The sequence below is a fragment of the Sphingomonas sp. AP28 genome (genome assembly GCF_056680455.1).
Genome location: NZ_CM155283.1, coordinates 3,421,373 through 3,437,995, shown reverse-complemented (window position 1 = coordinate 3,437,995; position 16,623 = coordinate 3,421,373). Strand labels below are relative to the sequence as shown.

Here is a 16,623-nt window from a genome sequence, read left to right as displayed (position 1 = left end):
CGTTGTTCTGAAGTCATGTCGTCACCCCGGACCGGTTCGGTGATTATCCTCTCCACCATGTAACCGTCATTCCCGCGCAGGCGGGAACCCATACTGGCAAACCTAGCGATGAGATCGCCGGAGTCTGAGCATATGGGTCCCCGCCTCCGCGGGAATGACGATGGTTACATGTCGGGTGGGGATAACTGCCGACCAGTTCCTGGGTCCACGGCTCCGCTAACCAGCATCTTCGGAGTCTGCCGCACTCGATGTCGGAACCGGTCCGGCATGACAGGGGAAAGCTGGTCTGACGGTTCTGACTGACAGTTGGTCATGCCGCTGCGGACCAGCGCGGACAATTTCGCCGCAATAAATGAGTCGCATTCCCGCTGTACGGCTGCGGCGGGTGCTGTCGAAATTAGCGGCCGGGAAGGACAACACAGAGCCGATGCGAAAGATCGTCCTCGCCACGATCGGCTCGCTCGGCGACCTGCATCCCTTCATCGCGATCGGCCTCGCGCTGAAGGCGAGAGGGTTCGCGGTCGTGCTGGCGGTCCCTGCCGATCACGTCGCCAAGGTCGAAGCTGCGGGCCTCACCGGCATCGCGATCGTCGGCGGCTTCGATGCGCTGACCGAGACGTTGGGCATGCCGCCCGACCAGGTCGCAAAGCGGATCATGTCGGATCAGACCTATCTGATGAACCGAATCCTGATGCCGTGGCTAGCCAATAGCACGACGGCGCTGGACAACGCGATGGAGGGCGCGGTCGTACTGGTCGCCTCGCTGTTCGTGTTCGCCGCGCCGATAGTCGCGGAGACGCGCAGCGTGCCGCTGGTCAACGTTCTGCTCCAGCCGATGGCGACCTTCTCCGCCTATGCGCCGCCCCGCACACCCGACTTCGCGATGATGGCCCACGCACCGACCGGGCCGATCGGTCGCGCCTGGAACCGGTCGGTGTATCGGGTCATGCGCGGCGTCCTGCGACATCGGTATGGACGCCCCGTCGATGCGGTTCGCAGGTCACGCGGCCTGCCGCCGTCACGCCAGGCGTTGCTGCTCGAGACGCCCGTGAGCGCAGACCTTACCTTGTGCTGCTATTCGCCGGCCATTGCGCCGCGCCAGCCTGACCTGCCGGACATTGCGCGCGTCACCGGCTTTGCGATTTCGACAGCGATACCGGGGCGCCCGAAATGCTCGACCCAGCGCTAGAGGCGTTCCTCGCTGCCGGCCCACCGCCACTGGTCTTCACGCTAGGATCCTTTGCGACGTTTGCGCCAGGCGACTTCTACGTCACCGCAGCCTCGACCGCGCGAACACTCGGCCTGCGCGCGGTACTGCTGACCGGTAGCGACGATCAGGCAGCAGCGAGCGAACACGTGCATGTCTGCCGCTATGCGCCGCACTCGCTGCTGTTCCCGCGGGCATGTGCGGTCATCCATCACGGTGGCGCGGGCTCGACCGGCCAGGCGCTACGGGCCGGCAAGCCGCAACTTGTCGTCCCGCACATGGGCGATCAGTACGACAATGGGCACCGCATCCAATCGATCGGCGTCGGCAGGACGCTGTCGTCGAGGCACTTCACGATCGCGCATGCTGGTGCCGCGATCACCGCCATCCTGACCGACCGGATACGCGAGAAGGCCGCGCATGTCGGCGCGCAGGTTGCGCTGGAGAACGGTGCAGAGGCCGCCGCGGACGCGATCGCGGCGCTCGTCGATGAGCGCGGCTGACTTCGTCGACAGTTTTCAGTGACCATGGTGACAAAAAGATCATCGACGCCGGGCGTTGCCGTCGCGCCTTGGCGGGGCTAGGCGGACTGCCGATGCGGTCGGCGTACCATCCTTCGTCGATCGAGACACGCGGTTCGACCCGACGGCGCAGCGGCGCGTTCGTGCTGACCGTCATCGCGCATGTCCTTATTCTCCTGCTGCTGTTGCGACTGGCGCCCTCGGTTACCTCGAAACCCGAGGAGCGCCGCGAGCCGGTCACCTTCCAGATCGCCCCCGATCAGACTGCGCCTACTCCTCAGAAGCGGACGCCATCGCCGACCAAGGCAAAGCGTGCGAGCGGCGGTTCGCCGCAGCGCGCGGCACCTAGGGTCCCTTCCGCACAGGCGCCCCCTGCCCCGCCGACATCGCCGCCACCGCTGCCGATCAAGATGCTCGGCGGCATGGAGATGTTCGAAGCAGCGGATATTTCGAAGATGCCGTCGCACCCCGACGACCAGCTTGCCGGCGGTGACGGTGGCAGCGGGTCGGGCAAGGGCAAGGACAGCGGTGCAGCCTATGGCCCCGGCGAAGGTCCGGGTGGCGAGCGGCTGTACAAGGTCGAATGGTATCGCCGGCCGACCGATGCCGAACTCAACGGCTATTTGAAGAGCCCGCCGCCGCCGAACAGCTGGGCGAAGATCGCCTGCCGGATGATCGCGAACTACCAGGTCGAGAATTGCCGCGCGCTGAGCGAGTCGCCCGTCGGCTCTGGTCTGGCGCGCGCGATGCGCCAAGCCGCGTGGCAGTTCCGCGTCCGCCCCCCGCGGGTGGGTGGGAAGCAGATACTCGGCGGATGGGTGGAGATCGATATAGAGTTCAACTCCGGGAAAGCACCGGACTAGGCAAGCTGCTGATCCTCCCCCGCAAGGGGGAGGTGGCTGGCGCTTGCCAGACGGAGGGGGAGGTAAGGGACCACGTTGGCTGCGTGTTCCTCCCCCTCCGTCGCTTCGCGCCACCTCCCCCTGGCGGGGGAGGATCGAAAATCTCGTTAGACTTCACTCGTAATCGAGTGCTTGGCCTCAGGGGACAGCGTCCGCGCCAGCGTCTCGAACCGCCCACCCTCAACCCGGATTTCGTTGAACGCAGGCGGGCTGCCACGCGTGCGCTTCGACAGCGTGCCCGCACCGATCATGCGGATGATCCGACCCGCTCGCTCGACCGGCACGTCGAACGGATCGTGGACATGCCCCGACAGCACGGCATGCGCACCAGCCTCGGCCAGCGCCGTCAGCGCCTCGTCGCCATTGCGCGTCTTGGCGGTCCCGGTGGTGCCGCCCTCGATCAGCGGGTGATGCGCACCGATGAGGATCAAATTGCCCTTCGGTACGTCCGCGATCATCGCCAGCGCGCGCTTTAGCGAACCGGGGCTGACACGCCCCTTCGACCAGTTCCACCGCCACTGCGCGCGCGCCGTCGTCTTGAGCGGGACCACGGTTACGCCGGGAAGCTCCAACGGCTTCTCGATCATCTGCTCGACCGCTGCGTAGCGCTGGTACGGCGCGAAAAGCCGCCGGAACGGGTCCCAATAATAGGGGATGTCATGATTGCCGACCTCCAGCGTCACCGGCACGTCGAGCGACCGCAACCAGTCGCCGCCCTGCTGGAACTCGTCCTTCGTAGCGCGCATCGTCAGGTCGCCGGTCATGATGACCGCGTCCGGCTTCTCGTCCGCGACGCGTTCGGAGAACCAAGCGATCGCCGCCGGGTCCTCCGCACCGAAATGCACGTCGCTGACGTGGAACAGCTTCAATCCGGCACCCCCGATACCCCTCATGTCAGGCGAGTTCGGACAGCTTGGCCGGCTCGTGCATCGGACATCCGTTGAACTTGCCGCGGAAGTCCGCCGACTGCTTGTACGTATCCTTGCGCGTGCGGTTCACCCCGCCGAGCGGCTGATGCGCGGTGATGCCGTGCCAGATGCTGTACGACAGCGCGTCGTCGGTATGATCGGTGACGCCCTGCTCCCACGACAGCTGCGCCGGCACTTCGAGCGTCGCGACCGTCACGAACGGACTCGCCGCCTCGTCCCAGACCACCGACGCGTCCTCGATCGGCATCTTTTCGAGATCGGTGTTCAGCTGCACGCGGAACTCCCATTTGCCGCCATGCTCGACCAGTTCCTCGCGAACGACTTCGCGCAAAGCATCCGGACGTGCAGTAATGTCGACCAGATCGCCGGTCAGTCGCGTCAGTTCGGGCGATACCGGGAACAGCGCGACCTTCGCGATGTAGTCGCCAAAGCGGAACGGCGTCTGCGAGTAGTAGGTCTCGCCGAGCGGATGGACGGGCTTGGCACCGCCGAGCGTGGTCAGCGTCGCTGACTGGCCGCCGACTGCTTCGAGCGCGGACTCGACGACGCGGAAGGTGGCGGACATCGCCTTTTTCACACCTTCGAAGCGGTCGGTTGTCTTCGCGAGCAGCTTCAGGTTCTTGGCGAAGGCCTTCGGGTCGGAGGCCGAGAAGGCGGGACCGTTGACCATGATGAAGTCCTGCGTCGTGTCGCCTTCCGACCCCGGCAGGCGGGCACCGTCGACATCGAGGATCTTCAGCGCGAGACCACGCGGCAGGCTGATGCTGTCGTCGAGGATATCGCCGGCATTGGTCGAGATACGGATGATCGCCTCGTGGCGGCCGGGCGTTGCGAAGATACCCTGTGCGAGTTCGGGCGGCAAGTTGTCGGCGATCGTGAAGGTACCGCGCGCGATGCCGTGCGCCTTGGCATGGACCGAACGGACCGCGTGGCCATAGTCCTGCGACGTCGTCTCCAGGATGTCCTGGAACGAATCCTTCATGCCCTGCAGAGTCTCCTGCTCGTCGGGAGCGATCGTTTCGACGGACGGATCGAAACGGACGGGCTGGTTGCTGGGCATTGGGGTATCTCCGGTTAGTGCCTAGCCGTAACCCGTTGAGTCGGCAGACGTTCCGGTTCGTTGCCGCGAGCCGCCGTTGCAAAGCATGCGTTCGCGGTCGATGAGAGCGCGCGAAGGAGCCATCATGCACATCCCCACGATCACCGCGCCGACCGTCGCCATCGCCGGTACGTCCGATCCCTTCCCCGTCCGCCGGATCTTCTGCGTAGGCCAGAACTATGCCGACCATGCACGCGAGATGGGCTCCGACCCCGATCGGCAGGAGCCGTTCTTCTTTTCCAAGCCCGCCGACGCGGTTGTCGCAAACTGCAGCACCCTCCCCTTCCCGCCGCAGACCGAAGACCTGCATCACGAAGTCGAACTGGTGATCGCGCTCGGTGCGGGCGGCAAGGATATCGCGGTGGAGGATGCCGAAGCGACGATCTTCGGCGCAGGCGTCGGCATCGACCTTACGCGGCGCGATCTCCAGGCGGCGGCGAAGAAGGCCGGGCGCCCGTGGGACATGGCGAAGGGCTTCGATCACTCCGCCCCGGTCGGCGCGCTCACGCCGGGTGTGCCCGCCACCAAGGGCAGAATCGCGCTCGCGATCGACGGCGAGACGCGCCAGTCCGGCGACCTGTCGATGATGATCTGGAGCGTGCCCGAGATAATCGCGACTCTGTCAACGTTCGTCGAGCTGGCCCCTGGCGATTTGATTTTCACCGGCACCCCTGCCGGCGTCGGCCCGATCCGACGCGGACAGACCGTGCACGCGACGATCGACGGTTTCGAAACGCTTATGGTGACATTCGTCGACTGATCGTCCACGCTGCCGCCAATACCGATAACAGGCGGGGGTTGGATGACGAACACGATCGACACAGGGGCCGGGTTCTTGAGCAGGGCGCGAACCGTCGCCGCGCCAGGCTTCAACCGCTGGCTCGTGCCCCCCTGCGCGCTCGCGATCCACCTGTGCATCGGCATGGCGTACGGGTTCAGCGTGTTCTGGTTGCCGCTGTCGCGCGCGATCGGGATCACCGACCCGGTCGCCTGCCCCAACCTTACGCTGCTCGGCGCGCTGACCACCACGACCTGCGACTGGCGGGTCAGCGATCTCGTCTGGACGTACACGCTGTTCTTCGTCGTGCTCGGTGCCGCCGCCGCGATCTGGGGCGGCTGGCTCGAGCGCGCAGGCCCGCGGAAAGCCGGCGTCGTCGCCGCATTCTGCTGGTGCGGCGGCATGGGCATCGCGGCGATCGGCATCGCGACGCATCAACTCTGGCTGATCTGGCTCGGGTCGGGCGTCATCGGCGGAATCGGGCTCGGCCTTGGCTACATTTCGCCCGTTTCGACGCTGATCAAATGGTTTCCCGATCGGCGCGGCATGGCGACCGGGATGGCGATCATGGGCTTTGGCGGAGGCGCGATGATCGGCGGACCTCTCGCCGACCTGTTGATGAAGCATTTCGCGAGCTCCGCAGGCGTTGGCGTCTGGCAGACGTTCCTGGTGCTCGCCTGCGTCTATTTCGTGTTCATGATGGCTGGCGCGATCGGCTACCGCGTCCCCGCCGAGGGTTGGGCACCGGCGGGCTGGACCGCGCCAACATCGGCCAAGGCGTCGATTAGCCGCTTCAACGTCGCACTGTCGGACGCGCATCGCACGCCGCAATTCTGGCTGGTGTGGCTGGTGCTGTTCTTCAACGTCTCCGCGTCGATCGGGATCATCGGCATCGCCTCGCCGATGTTGCAGGAGCTGTTCGGCGGACGCCTGATCGACGCGCCGAGCGTGTTGTTCACGGCATTCGATGACGACCAGAAGAAGGCGGCCGCAGCAGTAGGCGCAGGCTTTGTCGGGGCGATCAGCCTGTTCAACATCGGCGGGCGGTTCTTCTGGGCGTGGCTGTCCGATCGGATCGGTCGCAAACCCCTGTTCGCGACGATCCTCGCGGCAGGCGCCGTGCTCTACGGTTTCGCCGCACCGGCACTGGCTGGCACCACGCTGGGACTGTTCATCCTGGTCTTCTGCATCCTCGCCTCGATGTACGGCGGCGGTTTCGCGACCGCGCCGGCGTATCTCGCCGACCTCTTTGGGACCAAATATGTCGGTGCAATCCACGGGCGGTTGTTGACCGCCTGGTCGACAGCCGGCGTGGTCGGGCCGTTGCTCGTCGCCAATATGCGTGACCGCGCGATCGCGGCGGGTGTGCCCCGCAGCGATATCTATCCGCCGATCTTCCTCGTGCTGGCGGCGATGCTGGTGGCCGGGTTCGTCGCGAACCTGTTCGTCCGGCCGGTCGCGGCGAAGTTCCACATGGCGGCAGATGACCGGCCGATCGCTGTCGACACTGTCGGCGGCGGTACGGCCGCTGCGGCCACCGGCACCTCGCCGATCGTCGTCTTTGCGTGGCTCGCGGTCGGGCTGCCGATCCTCTGGGGGATCTACATGACGCTGTCGAAGGCGTTGATCCTGCTCAAATAGAACGCAACCTATACGCGCCGGCATGGGTTGCTCTTGCTTAATCGACACAGGAGCACCCCATGGCCGACCGGCTCACGATGCAGGATCCGCGCACGCAATACCCGCAGCCCCCCTTCCCGCAACAGCCGCAGGCTGCACCGGGCATTGCGTCGAAGATGGATCCGAAGCCCGATCACGGCGAAACGAGCTACAAGGGTTCGGGTAAGCTCGCGGGGCGCAAAGCGCTTATCACCGGCGGCGACAGCGGGATCGGTCGTGCCGCTGCGATCGCCTATGCCCGCGAAGGCGCCGACGTCGCGATCGTTTATCTCCCCGCCGAAGAGGCCGACGCGAAGGAAGTCGTCGCGCTGATCGAGGCGGAAGGGCGCAAGGCGCTTGCGCTGCCGGGCGACGTGAAGGACGAGTCGTTCTGTCGTGCCGCAGTCCAGCAGACGGTCGACGCGTTCGGCGGTCTCGACGTGCTGGTGGTCAACGCCGGGCGCCAGCAGACACGGCCGACCGTCGCCGATATCTCGACCGACGATTTCGACCAGACAATGAAGACCAACGTTTATGCGCTGCACTGGTTCGTGCAGGCTGCCGTCCCGCACCTCCCCGTCGGCGCGGCGGTGGTCACGACGGCGTCGGTCCAGGGCTATGATCCTTCCGACAATCTGCTCGACTACGCGACCACCAAGGCGGCGATCGTCGCCTACACCAAGGGTCTAGCCAAGCAGCTGATTGAGAAGGGCATCCGCGCCAACGTCGTCGCGCCGGGCCCATTCTGGACGGTGCTTCAGCCCAGCGGCGGCCAACCACAGGAAACGCTCGAGACGTTCGGATCGAAGAGCCATTTCGGCCGTCCCGGCCAGCCGGTGGAGATCGCCCCGGTGTACGTGCTGCTAGCCTCGCAAGAGGGCAGCTACATCACCGGTGAAGTCTACGGCGTCACCGGCGGCGCTGGGGTAGCCTGACCCCCTAATCCTCCCCCGCCAGGGGGAGGTGGCTGGCCCTTGCCAGACGGAGGGGGAGGCAAGGATCACCGTCGTTGCGCGTTCCTCCCCCTCCGTCACCTGCGGTGCCACCTCCCCCTGGCGGGGGAGGATAGCCAAGAGCCCCACTCAATCTCGCTATTGCACATCGTTATCAAATCTGTACCTGTGCGCTGGTGACCGCCCAGCAGATCATACCTTTCGGCAAGACCGCTCCCCGCGCATGACACGCGGCACGATCAAGGCGTGGTATCTGGTCCACAAATGGACGAGCCTGATCTGCACGGCGTTCCTGCTGATGCTGTGCGTGACCGGCCTGCCGCTGATCTTCGACGAGGAGATCGACGGCTGGCTCGACCCGCCCGCGCCGATGGCGATGCTGCCGGCGGGCACGCCGTCGCTGCCGCTCGATACAATCCTCGCGCGTGCGGCGAAGGCAGCCCCCGGCGAGCTGCCGCTCTACATCAGCTTCGACGACGAGCGCCCGATCGTCTACGTCACGACCGGCCCGACACCGGATGCCGCGCCCGCGGCGATGCACTTCCTGGCGTTCGACGCGCGCACCGGTGCGAAGATGCCGCCCTATGTCCCAGGCGTGATGGCGTTCATCCTGAAACTCCACACCGACATGTTCCTCGGCTTCTGGGCGGAAATCTTCCTCGGCGTGATGGGTCTGCTATTCTTCGCCGCGATCGTCTCGGGCGTCGTGCTCTACGCCCCGTTCATGGCCAAGCTCGACTTCGGCACATTACGTCGCGGGCGTAGCAAGCGCTTGGGCTGGCTCGATCGCCACAATCTGCTCGGCATCGTCACGCTCGCTTGGGCGAGTGTCGTCGGCGTCACGGGCACGATCAACACCTTCGTCGTGCCGATCACCGGCATCTGGAAGGCGAACGGCCTCGCCGAGATCATCGCCAGCGAGGCACGCACGCCATTGCCGGCCCAGCGCGCCTCGGTCCAGGCCGCGCTCGACGTCGTGCAGCGCGAGGCACCCGAGATGAAGCCGCAGTTCATCGCCTTCCCCGGCGTCGTCTTCAGCAGCCACCATCACTACGCCGTCTTCCTGAAGGGCGCGACGCCGCTGACGTCAAAGATGTTGCTGCCCGGCTTCGTCAATGCCGCGACCGGACGGCTCGACGCAGTCGTGCCGATGCCTTGGTACATGCAGGCGATGCTGCTCGCACAGCCGCTGCACTTCGGGAATTACGGCGGCCTCGCAATGAAGATCATCTGGGCGATCTTCGACATATTGACGATCATCGTGCTCGGCAGCGGACTGTATCTTTGGCTGCGTCGGCGCGGCGGTCCCAGCGACCAGCGCGTCCGCGAAGTCGTGATGGCGGGAGAAATCGCATGACTCACAAGACCAACGGCCAGATCTTCGCCTTGCCGATCCTGCTTGGCGTGTCGACCGTCGCGGGGCTCGGCGCAGGCCTGATCGGTGACGGCGTCTGGGATGTCGGCGCAGGCCTGCTGCTCGCGCTGCCGCTGGTCGTGACCGGCCGCTATTGGGTCCGCCCGCCCGAACCGGTGCTGCGCCGCCAACAGCTCCGGACCGCACCGATACGGCGATAACGCGGAGCCGGCATGATACCGGCTCCGCGCTAATTTCGCGACAGTCAGGCGGACGGCATCAGGTCGCCGGGGTCGCCTGCCGGGCCGGTGCGGTAGTCGGCGCCCCGACCGGAGGAGCAACGGGTGCGGGCGCGACTGCACCGTTAGCCATTGGCGGCGGCGGGGGTGCCATGCCGGCAGGCGGCGGCGGTGGAGGAGCACCGGGGCCGCCCGGACCACCAGGGCCGCCGGGAGCACCAGGGCCATCGCGACCGGGGCCATCACGGCCCGGACCGTCACGGCCAGGACCGCCGGGACCATGCGGGCCGCGCGGCGGGCCGCCGACCGGACCCAGCGCGATGACCTTGCCGCCGGGTGCCACCAGGAACGAGGCATGGACGAAGCCGTCCTCGAACCGCCCCTGGATCGTCACCGGCTGGCCGGCCGCGACCAGATTGCTGCCGTCACCGTCGCGGCCGAGGTCGACGAGTGCGCGCCCCGTGCGGTCGGCCATCACGAACTTGTTGCCGTATGTCTCGGCGACGGTACCGCGGATCGTAACGATCCCGTCGGACTGGAGCGAACGGATCGCGGTCGGGGTGGCGGGCGCCATCGTCACGGTCGGACGAGTCGCGGCGACGGTAACGGCACCGGCGGCACCCCCGACGACGAGCAGGCCTGCCGCGGCAAGCGCGAGGCGGTTGCGGCGGAGATTGAAGCGCTTGTTCGGCGCGCTGTGGGAATGTTCGGTCATTGCGTCGTTCCTCTCATTGGTTGACGAATCACCGTCTAGGCGCACGCTGCCGACGTCCGCTGAACCAAGCCGTTCAGATTCCGTTGAGGTCTCGGACATAGGGACAAGCGCATGCGGGTATTACTAGTCGAGGACGATGCGGCGATCGCCGACGGGCTGGCGCGGGCGTTGCGCGCGGAGCATTTCGCGGTCGATGTCGCGAGCAACGGCGAGGATGGCGGCCATCTCGGCGCGACCGAACTCTACGACGCGGCGGTGCTCGATCTCGGCCTGCCGAAGCGCGACGGCTTGTCCGTATTGCGCGACTGGCGCGCGGCGGGACGCGACCTGCCCGTGCTGATCCTCACCGCCCGCGACGGCTGGTCCGAGAAGGTCGAGGGCTTCAAGGCGGGCGCCGACGATTATGTCGTGAAGCCGTTTCGGGTCGAGGAGGTGGTCATGCGACTCCGCGCGCTGGTGCGCCGCGCCGCCGGGCACGCAGCGTCGCGCGTGACCTGCGGGCCGCTGACGTTTGACGCGCAACTCGGCACGTTCGAGCGAGATGGCCTGCCGCTGAAACTCACCGCGTTCGAATGGCGCGTCCTGTCCGCGCTGATGTTGAGACGGGAAGTGGTGATCGAGCGCGCCGACCTGATCGAACGCGTCTACGAGGGCGACGCGGACGTGGACTCGAACTCCATCGAGGTGATCATCGGGCGGTTGCGGCGAAAGATCGGGCCGCAGATGATCGAGACGGTGCGGGGTCGTGGGTATCGGCTGACGGCGGATGGGTCGTGATTACGGTCGCGATAAGGGGCGTGCAAACCGTTCGCGGTCACAGACGCTTCACCCCGGCGGAGGCCGGGGCCCAATGGGGGACGGTTGGTAACGACGCGCTGTCCTTCACCATGGTAGCCTCTCCAACTGGGCCCCGGCCTTCGCCGGGGTGGTATGCGGTGGACGGGTCGGCCAGCACCAGAGCGCGACCGCGATGAAACGCTGCCACCTCATCCCCCGCTCCCTCTTCGGCCGCATGCTAGCGATCGCCGCACTGTCGACCGGCGTTGCGTTGCTGTTCGCCGGTGTCACGATCGGCCACGTCCTCGAACGCTTCGTCACGCGCGGGCTTGACGAGCGGCTCGACGCGCAGGTCGCGGTGTTGGCGCGCGCCGTTCGTCCCGACGGTTCGCTGGACCGCTCGCGCGCCATCGACCTGCCGGAGTTCGGCGACCCCGGTTCAGACTGGTCCTGGCATGTCCAAGGCCCGGCCGGTCGCGCCGATAGCGGCACGTCGCGCCCAATGCCGCCGGCCGCCGCCTTGCCAGCACGCCCGATCACGGCGCCCCCGCCCTCCGCACCGCGCGATTTCGGCCCCCCGCGTCCGCCCGGCCTCGGCGCCCCGGAAGGACCCGACGCCCCGGAAGGTCCCAACGAGCGACGCCCCCATCCCGGGGAGACGCGCGACCGCGGCGGCGAACGACTCCATTCGCGGACGCTGGACGTCACCACGCCGCGTGGCACCGTGACGATCACCGCAATCGGCCCGCGCCGGATCGTCGAGGAACCCCTGCGCGAGGCGATGATCCCGTTGCTCGGCTCGCTCGCGCTGCTCGGCGTCGGGCTTGCACTGGCGACGCTGGTACAGCTCCGTTTGGGCCTGCGTCCCTTGCGTGATCTCAGAACCTCGCTGGCGGCAGTGCGTGCCGGTACGGAGCGCCACGTCCCCGACGACCAGCCCGGCGAACTGCAACCGCTCGTCACCGAACTGAACGCGCTGATCGACCAGAACGCCGCTGGGCTTGCCAATGCCCGCCAGCATGTCGCGAACCTCGCCCACGGCTTGAAGACCCCCCTCGCCGCACTTTCGCTGAGACTCGCCGAAGCGGATGCCGGTGCCGACGTCCGCGACATGGTCGACCAGATCGACCGCCGGGTCCGCCATCACCTCGGTCGCGCGCGCGCCGACGCGACCGGGGGTGGACGCAACCAGACGGCGCTGGCCCCCGCCATCGCCGATCTCGTCGCAGTACTGCGCCGGATCCATGCCGATCGCCCGATGACGCTCGATATCGCGGTCCCGGACGACCTGGCGGTGCAGATCGACGCCCAGGATCTCGACGAGATGATCGGCAACCTGCTCGACAACGCCTGGCGTCACGCGCGCTCGGCGCTATCGATCAACGCCACCTTGGCCGATGGCGCCGTTATTCTGGAGATCGCCGACGACGGCGAAGGCCTGGACGGCACCGCGATGGCACAGGCCGTTCTGCCCGGCCGGCGCCTGGACGAACGCGGCGATGGCCACGGCTTCGGCCTGTCGATCACCCGCGAACTGGCCGAGCTGAACGGGGGAACGGTCACGCTCGACCGTTCCCCCGTGCTTGGTGGCCTGCTGGTCCGCCTGACGTTGCCGCAGCGCCGCTGATCTCCGGCTCACCCGGCTTCGCTCGTCCTAACCGCATTGGACGCCGCGCATTCCTTTGGCGAGATAGAACCGGTTACAGCGCCTGCACGACCACCGACGACGCCGCAGCCTTGGCCAGCGTATTGCGCAACGGCAACGTGAACGGTGCCGCCTCGATTTCGAACACATCGCCAACCTGCGTCGTGATCCCCTCGCTGAACGACAGCGTCGCCGTCCCGAAGAAATGGACGTGCACGTCGCCCGGACGCCGGAACAGGTCGTATTTGAAGTGATGCGCCTCGAGGTTCGCGATCGTGTGCGACATGTTCGCCTCGCCCGACAGGAACGGCTTCTCCCAAAGCAGCGCGCCGTCGCGGTGGATGCGGCTCATGCCCTCGACATGATCGGGGATCGGTCCGGTCAAGAGTTCGGGACCAAGTGCCGCCTGACGGAGCTTCGAATGCGCGAGCCAGAGGTAGTTGTGACGCTCGGTCACATGGTCGCTGAACTCGTTGGCGAGGCACAGGCCGAGCCGGAACGGCGTCCCGTCCGGACCGATCAGGTATATCCCGGCCAGTTCGGGTTCCTCGCCGCCGTCCTGCGCGAACGCCGGACTGGTCAGGGCGCCGCCGGGACCGATCAGGCCCGATCCGTCACCCTTGTAGAACCATTCGGGCTGTTGTCCGGTTTCGCCGGCGGCCGGCTTCCCGCCGGCAACGCCGTCGAGGAACATCCGCATCGAATCCGTCAGCGTCTCGGCGTTCTGAGCCGCGCGATGCATCTTGTCGCGCCCCTCCGCCGAGCCGAGGTGCGTGAGGCCAGTACCGGTCATAACGAGATGGGCGGGGTCGGTATGATCGATCGGCGATATCAGCCGACCGGCGGTGAGTTCGGCGACGATGTCGACGACTGCTCCGGTGCCGCAAGCCTGCACGGCCGCGGCAAGATCGGTACCGGCGGCGATCGCCCGCGTTGCGAGATCGCGAACGCTATTCACACCCAGCACGACGTTAGTGCCCTCGCTGGTGGCGGCGATTACCGACCGCGTGCCGTCGGCTGCGCGATGCTGCAATAGGCGCAATCCGGTCATCTTCTCTTCTCCTGCGTGCTCGCCGGCGTCATAGCCTATTACTCGGACTGATTACACCTCTGGCGGGTGGCGATCCTGCTTATTTATATGCGCCGCAGGTTGTCTGTACCGCCTAGCCCGCATCGTAATTGTCAGACCACGAGGACTGCCCATTTTGCGCGTCAGCCTAGCGGTTGCTCCGGCAGCGCGTTGGTGGTCCGCGACCCCCATAGTGCGTAGAACAGGACGTAGATCTCGCAGGCGGCGGTCAGTAGGAACGAATTCTGCAGCCCGTAGGTATCGGCGAGCCACCCTTGCACGATGACCAGCGCGCCGCCGGCAATCGCCATGATCAGAAGTCCCGAGCCCTCTTCGGTCAATGGCCCCAGGCCCTTGATGCCGAGCGTGAAGATCGTCGGGAACATGATCGAATGGAACAGGCCGACCGAGATGAGCGCCCACATCGCGACATGACCGGTAGTGAACGTCGCGATCAGCATGACGACGCAGGCGCCGACGCTCGCGAACGCCAGCACGCGCTCGGCGGGAATCGTCCGCATCACGACGCTGCCGATCAGTCGACCGATCATCATGCCACCCCACAGGATGAACAGGTAATGCGACGCCTGCTCGTGCGTCAGGTTGCCGATGTTCGGTTGGCTGACGAAGTTGATGAACAGGTTGGCGACGCCGATCTCAGCTATCAGATAAATGAAGATCGCAGGAATGCCAAAGACCAGATTGCGGTGCGACCAGAGCGACTGGCCCTTGCGATCCGCCTTCGCCGACCGCTGCGTCGCAGACCCCATCGCCGGCAGCGGGAAGCGCGCGATCACGATCGCCAGCACGACCAGCACGGCCGCGACGATCAGATAAGGCAGCACCACCGATTGCGCATCGGCAATCCGCTCGGCCTGCGTCAGCACGGCAGTGGAACCGGCGGCGGCCGTGCCGGAGGTCGAACGCCCCAGGATCAGGTAGCCGCCGAACAATGGCGCTAGCGTCGCACCGGCCGAGTTGAATGCCTGGACTAGGTTCAGGCGCGACGACGCGGTCTCGGGCGGACCGACCACGGCCACGTAGGGGTTTGCCGCGACCTGCAGCAACGTGATGCCGCTCGCGATCACGAACAGCGCGACCAATGTGACGCCGTAGGACGGCAGTCGCGCCGCGGGCACCATCATCAATGCGCCGACCGCCATCAGGCCGAGCCCGACCACCATCGCGCGCTGATACCCGACACGCTCGATCAGCTTTGCCGATGGGATCGACGCGAAGAAATAGGCGATGAACCAGACGCTCTCGATCAGCGTCGTCTGCGTGTAGCTGAGGTCGAACACGCTTCGCAGGTGCGGCAGCAGCGTGTTGTTGATGACCGTGATGAAGCCCCACATGAAGAACAGGCTGGCGAGCAACGTGAGCGCGGATCGATAGCTCGGCGCGCCTCCCGCGGCCTGCACCGCCCCGGCGTCAACGGGCTTTTGCGTCTGTATCGGCATCGCCATAGTCGTTTCATCCTCCGTGCCCTGTCGGTGACTGCAACAGTCTTTTCCCGCAAGGCTTGCCCAGAAATATATTGTCCGACTATATAGCCACACAAGGCGCGTCAACGGCGTCGGACGAATAAGGACGGGAACCGGAATGCGCGCAATCACAAAGTCGGGGATCATCGTGGCAACCTTGCTGGCAGCGCTTTCGGCGCACGCAGCCGACGCGGCAGAGGCGAAGCGTACGCCTGCCGGTACGCTCAAGGACGGTACCGCGATCGAGGCCGTGACGCTCAGCAACGCGCATGGCGTCTCCGCGCGCATCCTATCATACGGCGCCACGCTGCAATCGCTGATGGGCCCGGACCGCAACGGCAAGATCGCCGACGTCATGCTCGGCTATGATGATCTTGCCTCCTACGTCGATCATCCCAATTTCTTCGGCGTGACGGTTGGCCGTTTCGCCAATCGCATCGCCGGTGGCCGATTCACGCTGGACGGCAAGGCGTACCAGTTGCCGCTCAACGACAAGGTCAATTCGCTGCACGGCGGCGGCAAGGGCTTCGACAAGGTCGCCTGGAAGATCGTCTCGGCGACGAACGGCCCGACCGCGACGCTCGTGCTGGGCTACCGCAGCCCGGACGGCGATTCCGGCTATCCCGGCAACCTCGACGTTACCGTCACCTACACGCTCGACGAGTCCGGCAACCTCGGCATCGCGTATGATGCGAAGACCGACAAGCCGACGATCGTCAACATGACCAACCACGGCATCTTCGATCTCGGCGGCGAAGGCTCGGCGATGGGCGCGTACGGCCACCGGCTGACGATCCCCGCCAGGGCGATCACGCCGGTCGACGACAAGCTGATCCCCACCGGTACGCTGCAGCCCGTCGCCGGCACGGTGTTCGATTTCCGAAACGGCCGCATCGTCGGCGAGGGCATCCGCGATGGTCGCGACCAGCAGATCCGCTACGGCCATGGCTATGACCACAATTTCGCGCTCGACAAGGGTCTGACCGCCAAGCCCGAACTGGCCGCGCGGCTGGAGGATCCTGTCTCGGGCCGCGTGCTCGAAGTCCTGACGACCGAGCCCGGTGTGCAGTTCTACACCGGCAATTTTCTCGACGGCACGTTCATCGGCAAGAAGGGCCATCTGTACCGGATGGGCGACGGCATCGCGCTGGAGCCGCAGAAATTCCCCGATGCGCCCAACAAGCCGAACTTCGTCTCCGCACGCGTCGATCCGGGCAAGCCGTATCATCACGCGATGATCTACCGCCTTTCCGTCGCCCGCTGAACCTCCGACTGTTCCCCAGGAAATCCCG

General features: G+C 66.3%; 16 protein-coding genes. 11 read left to right on the top strand and 5 right to left on the bottom strand.

The window, feature by feature from the left end; genetic code table 11:
• The first annotated feature begins 427 nt into the window (after positions 1-427).
• From AC1MH0_RS15805 to AC1MH0_RS15795, 3 genes are all read left to right on the top strand, one after another.
• Positions 428-1,189 carry a glycosyltransferase gene (locus tag AC1MH0_RS15805; protein ID WP_480963544.1) on the top strand — a complete coding sequence of 254 codons (762 nt, stop codon included), beginning with the start codon at positions 428-430 and terminating at the stop codon, positions 1,187-1,189.
• On the top strand, positions 1,171-1,710 hold the full coding sequence (locus AC1MH0_RS15800; protein ID WP_480963543.1) for a glycosyltransferase: 540 nt from the start codon (positions 1,171-1,173) through the stop codon (positions 1,708-1,710). The genes AC1MH0_RS15805 and AC1MH0_RS15800 overlap by 19 nt, the downstream gene beginning before the upstream one ends.
• A gap of 92 nt (positions 1,711-1,802) precedes the next feature.
• Positions 1,803-2,591 (top strand): hypothetical protein, encoded by a 789-nt coding sequence (locus AC1MH0_RS15795; RefSeq protein ID WP_480963542.1) that lies wholly within the window; start codon positions 1,803-1,805, stop codon positions 2,589-2,591.
• 146 nt (positions 2,592-2,737) lie between these two features.
• Here AC1MH0_RS15795 and AC1MH0_RS15790 read toward each other — a convergent pair whose 3' ends face one another.
• Together AC1MH0_RS15790 and AC1MH0_RS15785 are read right to left on the bottom strand one after the other, a co-directional pair.
• Positions 2,738-3,523 (bottom strand): metallophosphoesterase family protein, encoded by a 786-nt coding sequence (locus AC1MH0_RS15790; protein ID WP_480963541.1) that lies wholly within the window; start codon positions 3,521-3,523, stop codon positions 2,738-2,740.
• Between the two features lies 1 nt (position 3,524).
• The gene (locus AC1MH0_RS15785) at positions 3,525-4,619 is read right to left on the bottom strand and encodes a catalase family protein (RefSeq protein WP_480963540.1); all 1,095 of its coding nucleotides are present in this window, start codon (positions 4,617-4,619) and stop codon (positions 3,525-3,527) included.
• 124 nt (positions 4,620-4,743) lie between these two features.
• On the opposite strand from AC1MH0_RS15785, the gene AC1MH0_RS15780 reads away from it, so the two are divergent.
• From AC1MH0_RS15780 to AC1MH0_RS15760, 5 genes are all read left to right on the top strand, one after another.
• Entirely contained in the window at positions 4,744-5,418 is a 675-nt protein-coding gene (locus AC1MH0_RS15780) for a fumarylacetoacetate hydrolase family protein (protein WP_480963539.1), read from the top strand.
• A gap of 42 nt (positions 5,419-5,460) precedes the next feature.
• Positions 5,461-7,077: an OFA family MFS transporter gene (locus tag AC1MH0_RS15775; protein ID WP_480963538.1), complete on the top strand. Its 1,617-nt coding sequence runs from the start codon at positions 5,461-5,463 to the stop codon at positions 7,075-7,077.
• 59 nt (positions 7,078-7,136) lie between these two features.
• Positions 7,137-8,030, top strand: a complete 894-nt coding sequence (locus tag AC1MH0_RS15770) for an SDR family oxidoreductase (RefSeq protein ID WP_480963537.1) — start codon at positions 7,137-7,139, stop codon at positions 8,028-8,030.
• Between the two features lie 241 nt (positions 8,031-8,271).
• Positions 8,272-9,405, top strand: coding sequence for a PepSY-associated TM helix domain-containing protein (locus AC1MH0_RS15765; protein ID WP_480963536.1), 1,134 nt, complete (start codon positions 8,272-8,274; stop codon positions 9,403-9,405).
• Positions 9,402-9,623 carry a hypothetical protein gene (locus AC1MH0_RS15760; protein WP_107961674.1) on the top strand — a complete coding sequence of 74 codons (222 nt, stop codon included), beginning with the start codon at positions 9,402-9,404 and terminating at the stop codon, positions 9,621-9,623. Before AC1MH0_RS15765 ends, AC1MH0_RS15760 begins: the two co-directional genes overlap by 4 nt.
• 58 nt (positions 9,624-9,681) lie before the next feature.
• On the opposite strand, the gene AC1MH0_RS15755 is transcribed toward AC1MH0_RS15760, so the two are convergent.
• Positions 9,682-10,356 (bottom strand): hypothetical protein, encoded by a 675-nt coding sequence (locus tag AC1MH0_RS15755; RefSeq protein WP_480963535.1) that lies wholly within the window; start codon positions 10,354-10,356, stop codon positions 9,682-9,684.
• Positions 10,357-10,467: 111 nt separating this feature from the next.
• Between AC1MH0_RS15755 and AC1MH0_RS15750 the strand changes: the two genes are divergently transcribed.
• Positions 10,468-11,133 carry a response regulator gene (locus tag AC1MH0_RS15750; RefSeq protein ID WP_480963534.1) on the top strand — a complete coding sequence of 222 codons (666 nt, stop codon included), beginning with the start codon at positions 10,468-10,470 and terminating at the stop codon, positions 11,131-11,133.
• Between the two features lie 235 nt (positions 11,134-11,368).
• Positions 11,369-12,760, top strand: a complete 1,392-nt coding sequence (locus tag AC1MH0_RS15745; RefSeq protein ID WP_480963533.1) for a sensor histidine kinase — start codon at positions 11,369-11,371, stop codon at positions 12,758-12,760.
• A 73-nt stretch (positions 12,761-12,833) separates the two neighbouring features.
• Here AC1MH0_RS15745 and araD1 read toward each other — a convergent pair whose 3' ends face one another.
• Both araD1 and AC1MH0_RS15735 read right to left on the bottom strand, forming a co-directional pair.
• The gene (araD1, locus tag AC1MH0_RS15740; RefSeq protein WP_480963532.1) at positions 12,834-13,829 is read right to left on the bottom strand and encodes an AraD1 family protein; all 996 of its coding nucleotides are present in this window, start codon (positions 13,827-13,829) and stop codon (positions 12,834-12,836) included.
• 161 nt (positions 13,830-13,990) lie between these two features.
• Entirely contained in the window at positions 13,991-15,313 is a 1,323-nt protein-coding gene (locus AC1MH0_RS15735; RefSeq protein ID WP_480963531.1) for a sugar MFS transporter, read from the bottom strand.
• A gap of 136 nt (positions 15,314-15,449) precedes the next feature.
• Between AC1MH0_RS15735 and AC1MH0_RS15730 the strand changes: the two genes are divergently transcribed.
• Positions 15,450-16,595 (top strand): aldose epimerase family protein, encoded by a 1,146-nt coding sequence (locus AC1MH0_RS15730; RefSeq protein WP_480963530.1) that lies wholly within the window; start codon positions 15,450-15,452, stop codon positions 16,593-16,595.
• Positions 16,596-16,623: the final 28 nt, after the last annotated feature.

Bases quoted from the DNA above. Each gene is read 5' to 3' on its own strand.
- AC1MH0_RS15775 (WP_480963538.1), top strand. From the start codon at position 5,461: ATGACGAACACGATCGACACAGGGGCCGGGTTCTTGAGCAGGGCGCGA.
- AC1MH0_RS15760 (WP_107961674.1), top strand. From the start codon at position 9,402: ATGACTCACAAGACCAACGGCCAGATCTTCGCCTTGCCGATCCTGCTT.
- AC1MH0_RS15730 (WP_480963530.1), top strand. From the start codon at position 15,450: ATGCGCGCAATCACAAAGTCGGGGATCATCGTGGCAACCTTGCTGGCA.
- araD1 (WP_480963532.1), bottom strand. From the start codon at position 13,829: ATGACCGGATTGCGCCTATTGCAGCATCGCGCAGCCGACGGCACGCGG.
- AC1MH0_RS15805 (WP_480963544.1), top strand. From the start codon at position 428: ATGCGAAAGATCGTCCTCGCCACGATCGGCTCGCTCGGCGACCTGCAT.
- AC1MH0_RS15790 (WP_480963541.1), bottom strand. From the start codon at position 3,523: ATGAGGGGTATCGGGGGTGCCGGATTGAAGCTGTTCCACGTCAGCGAC.
- AC1MH0_RS15750 (WP_480963534.1), top strand. From the start codon at position 10,468: ATGCGGGTATTACTAGTCGAGGACGATGCGGCGATCGCCGACGGGCTG.
- AC1MH0_RS15735 (WP_480963531.1), bottom strand. From the start codon at position 15,313: ATGGCGATGCCGATACAGACGCAAAAGCCCGTTGACGCCGGGGCGGTG.
- AC1MH0_RS15755 (WP_480963535.1), bottom strand. From the start codon at position 10,356: ATGACCGAACATTCCCACAGCGCGCCGAACAAGCGCTTCAATCTCCGC.
- AC1MH0_RS15800 (WP_480963543.1), top strand. From the start codon at position 1,171: ATGCTCGACCCAGCGCTAGAGGCGTTCCTCGCTGCCGGCCCACCGCCA.
- AC1MH0_RS15795 (WP_480963542.1), top strand. From the start codon at position 1,803: ATGCGGTCGGCGTACCATCCTTCGTCGATCGAGACACGCGGTTCGACC.
- AC1MH0_RS15780 (WP_480963539.1), top strand. From the start codon at position 4,744: ATGCACATCCCCACGATCACCGCGCCGACCGTCGCCATCGCCGGTACG.
- AC1MH0_RS15765 (WP_480963536.1), top strand. From the start codon at position 8,272: ATGACACGCGGCACGATCAAGGCGTGGTATCTGGTCCACAAATGGACG.
- AC1MH0_RS15745 (WP_480963533.1), top strand. From the start codon at position 11,369: ATGCTAGCGATCGCCGCACTGTCGACCGGCGTTGCGTTGCTGTTCGCC.
- AC1MH0_RS15770 (WP_480963537.1), top strand. From the start codon at position 7,137: ATGGCCGACCGGCTCACGATGCAGGATCCGCGCACGCAATACCCGCAG.
- AC1MH0_RS15785 (WP_480963540.1), bottom strand. From the start codon at position 4,619: ATGCCCAGCAACCAGCCCGTCCGTTTCGATCCGTCCGTCGAAACGATC.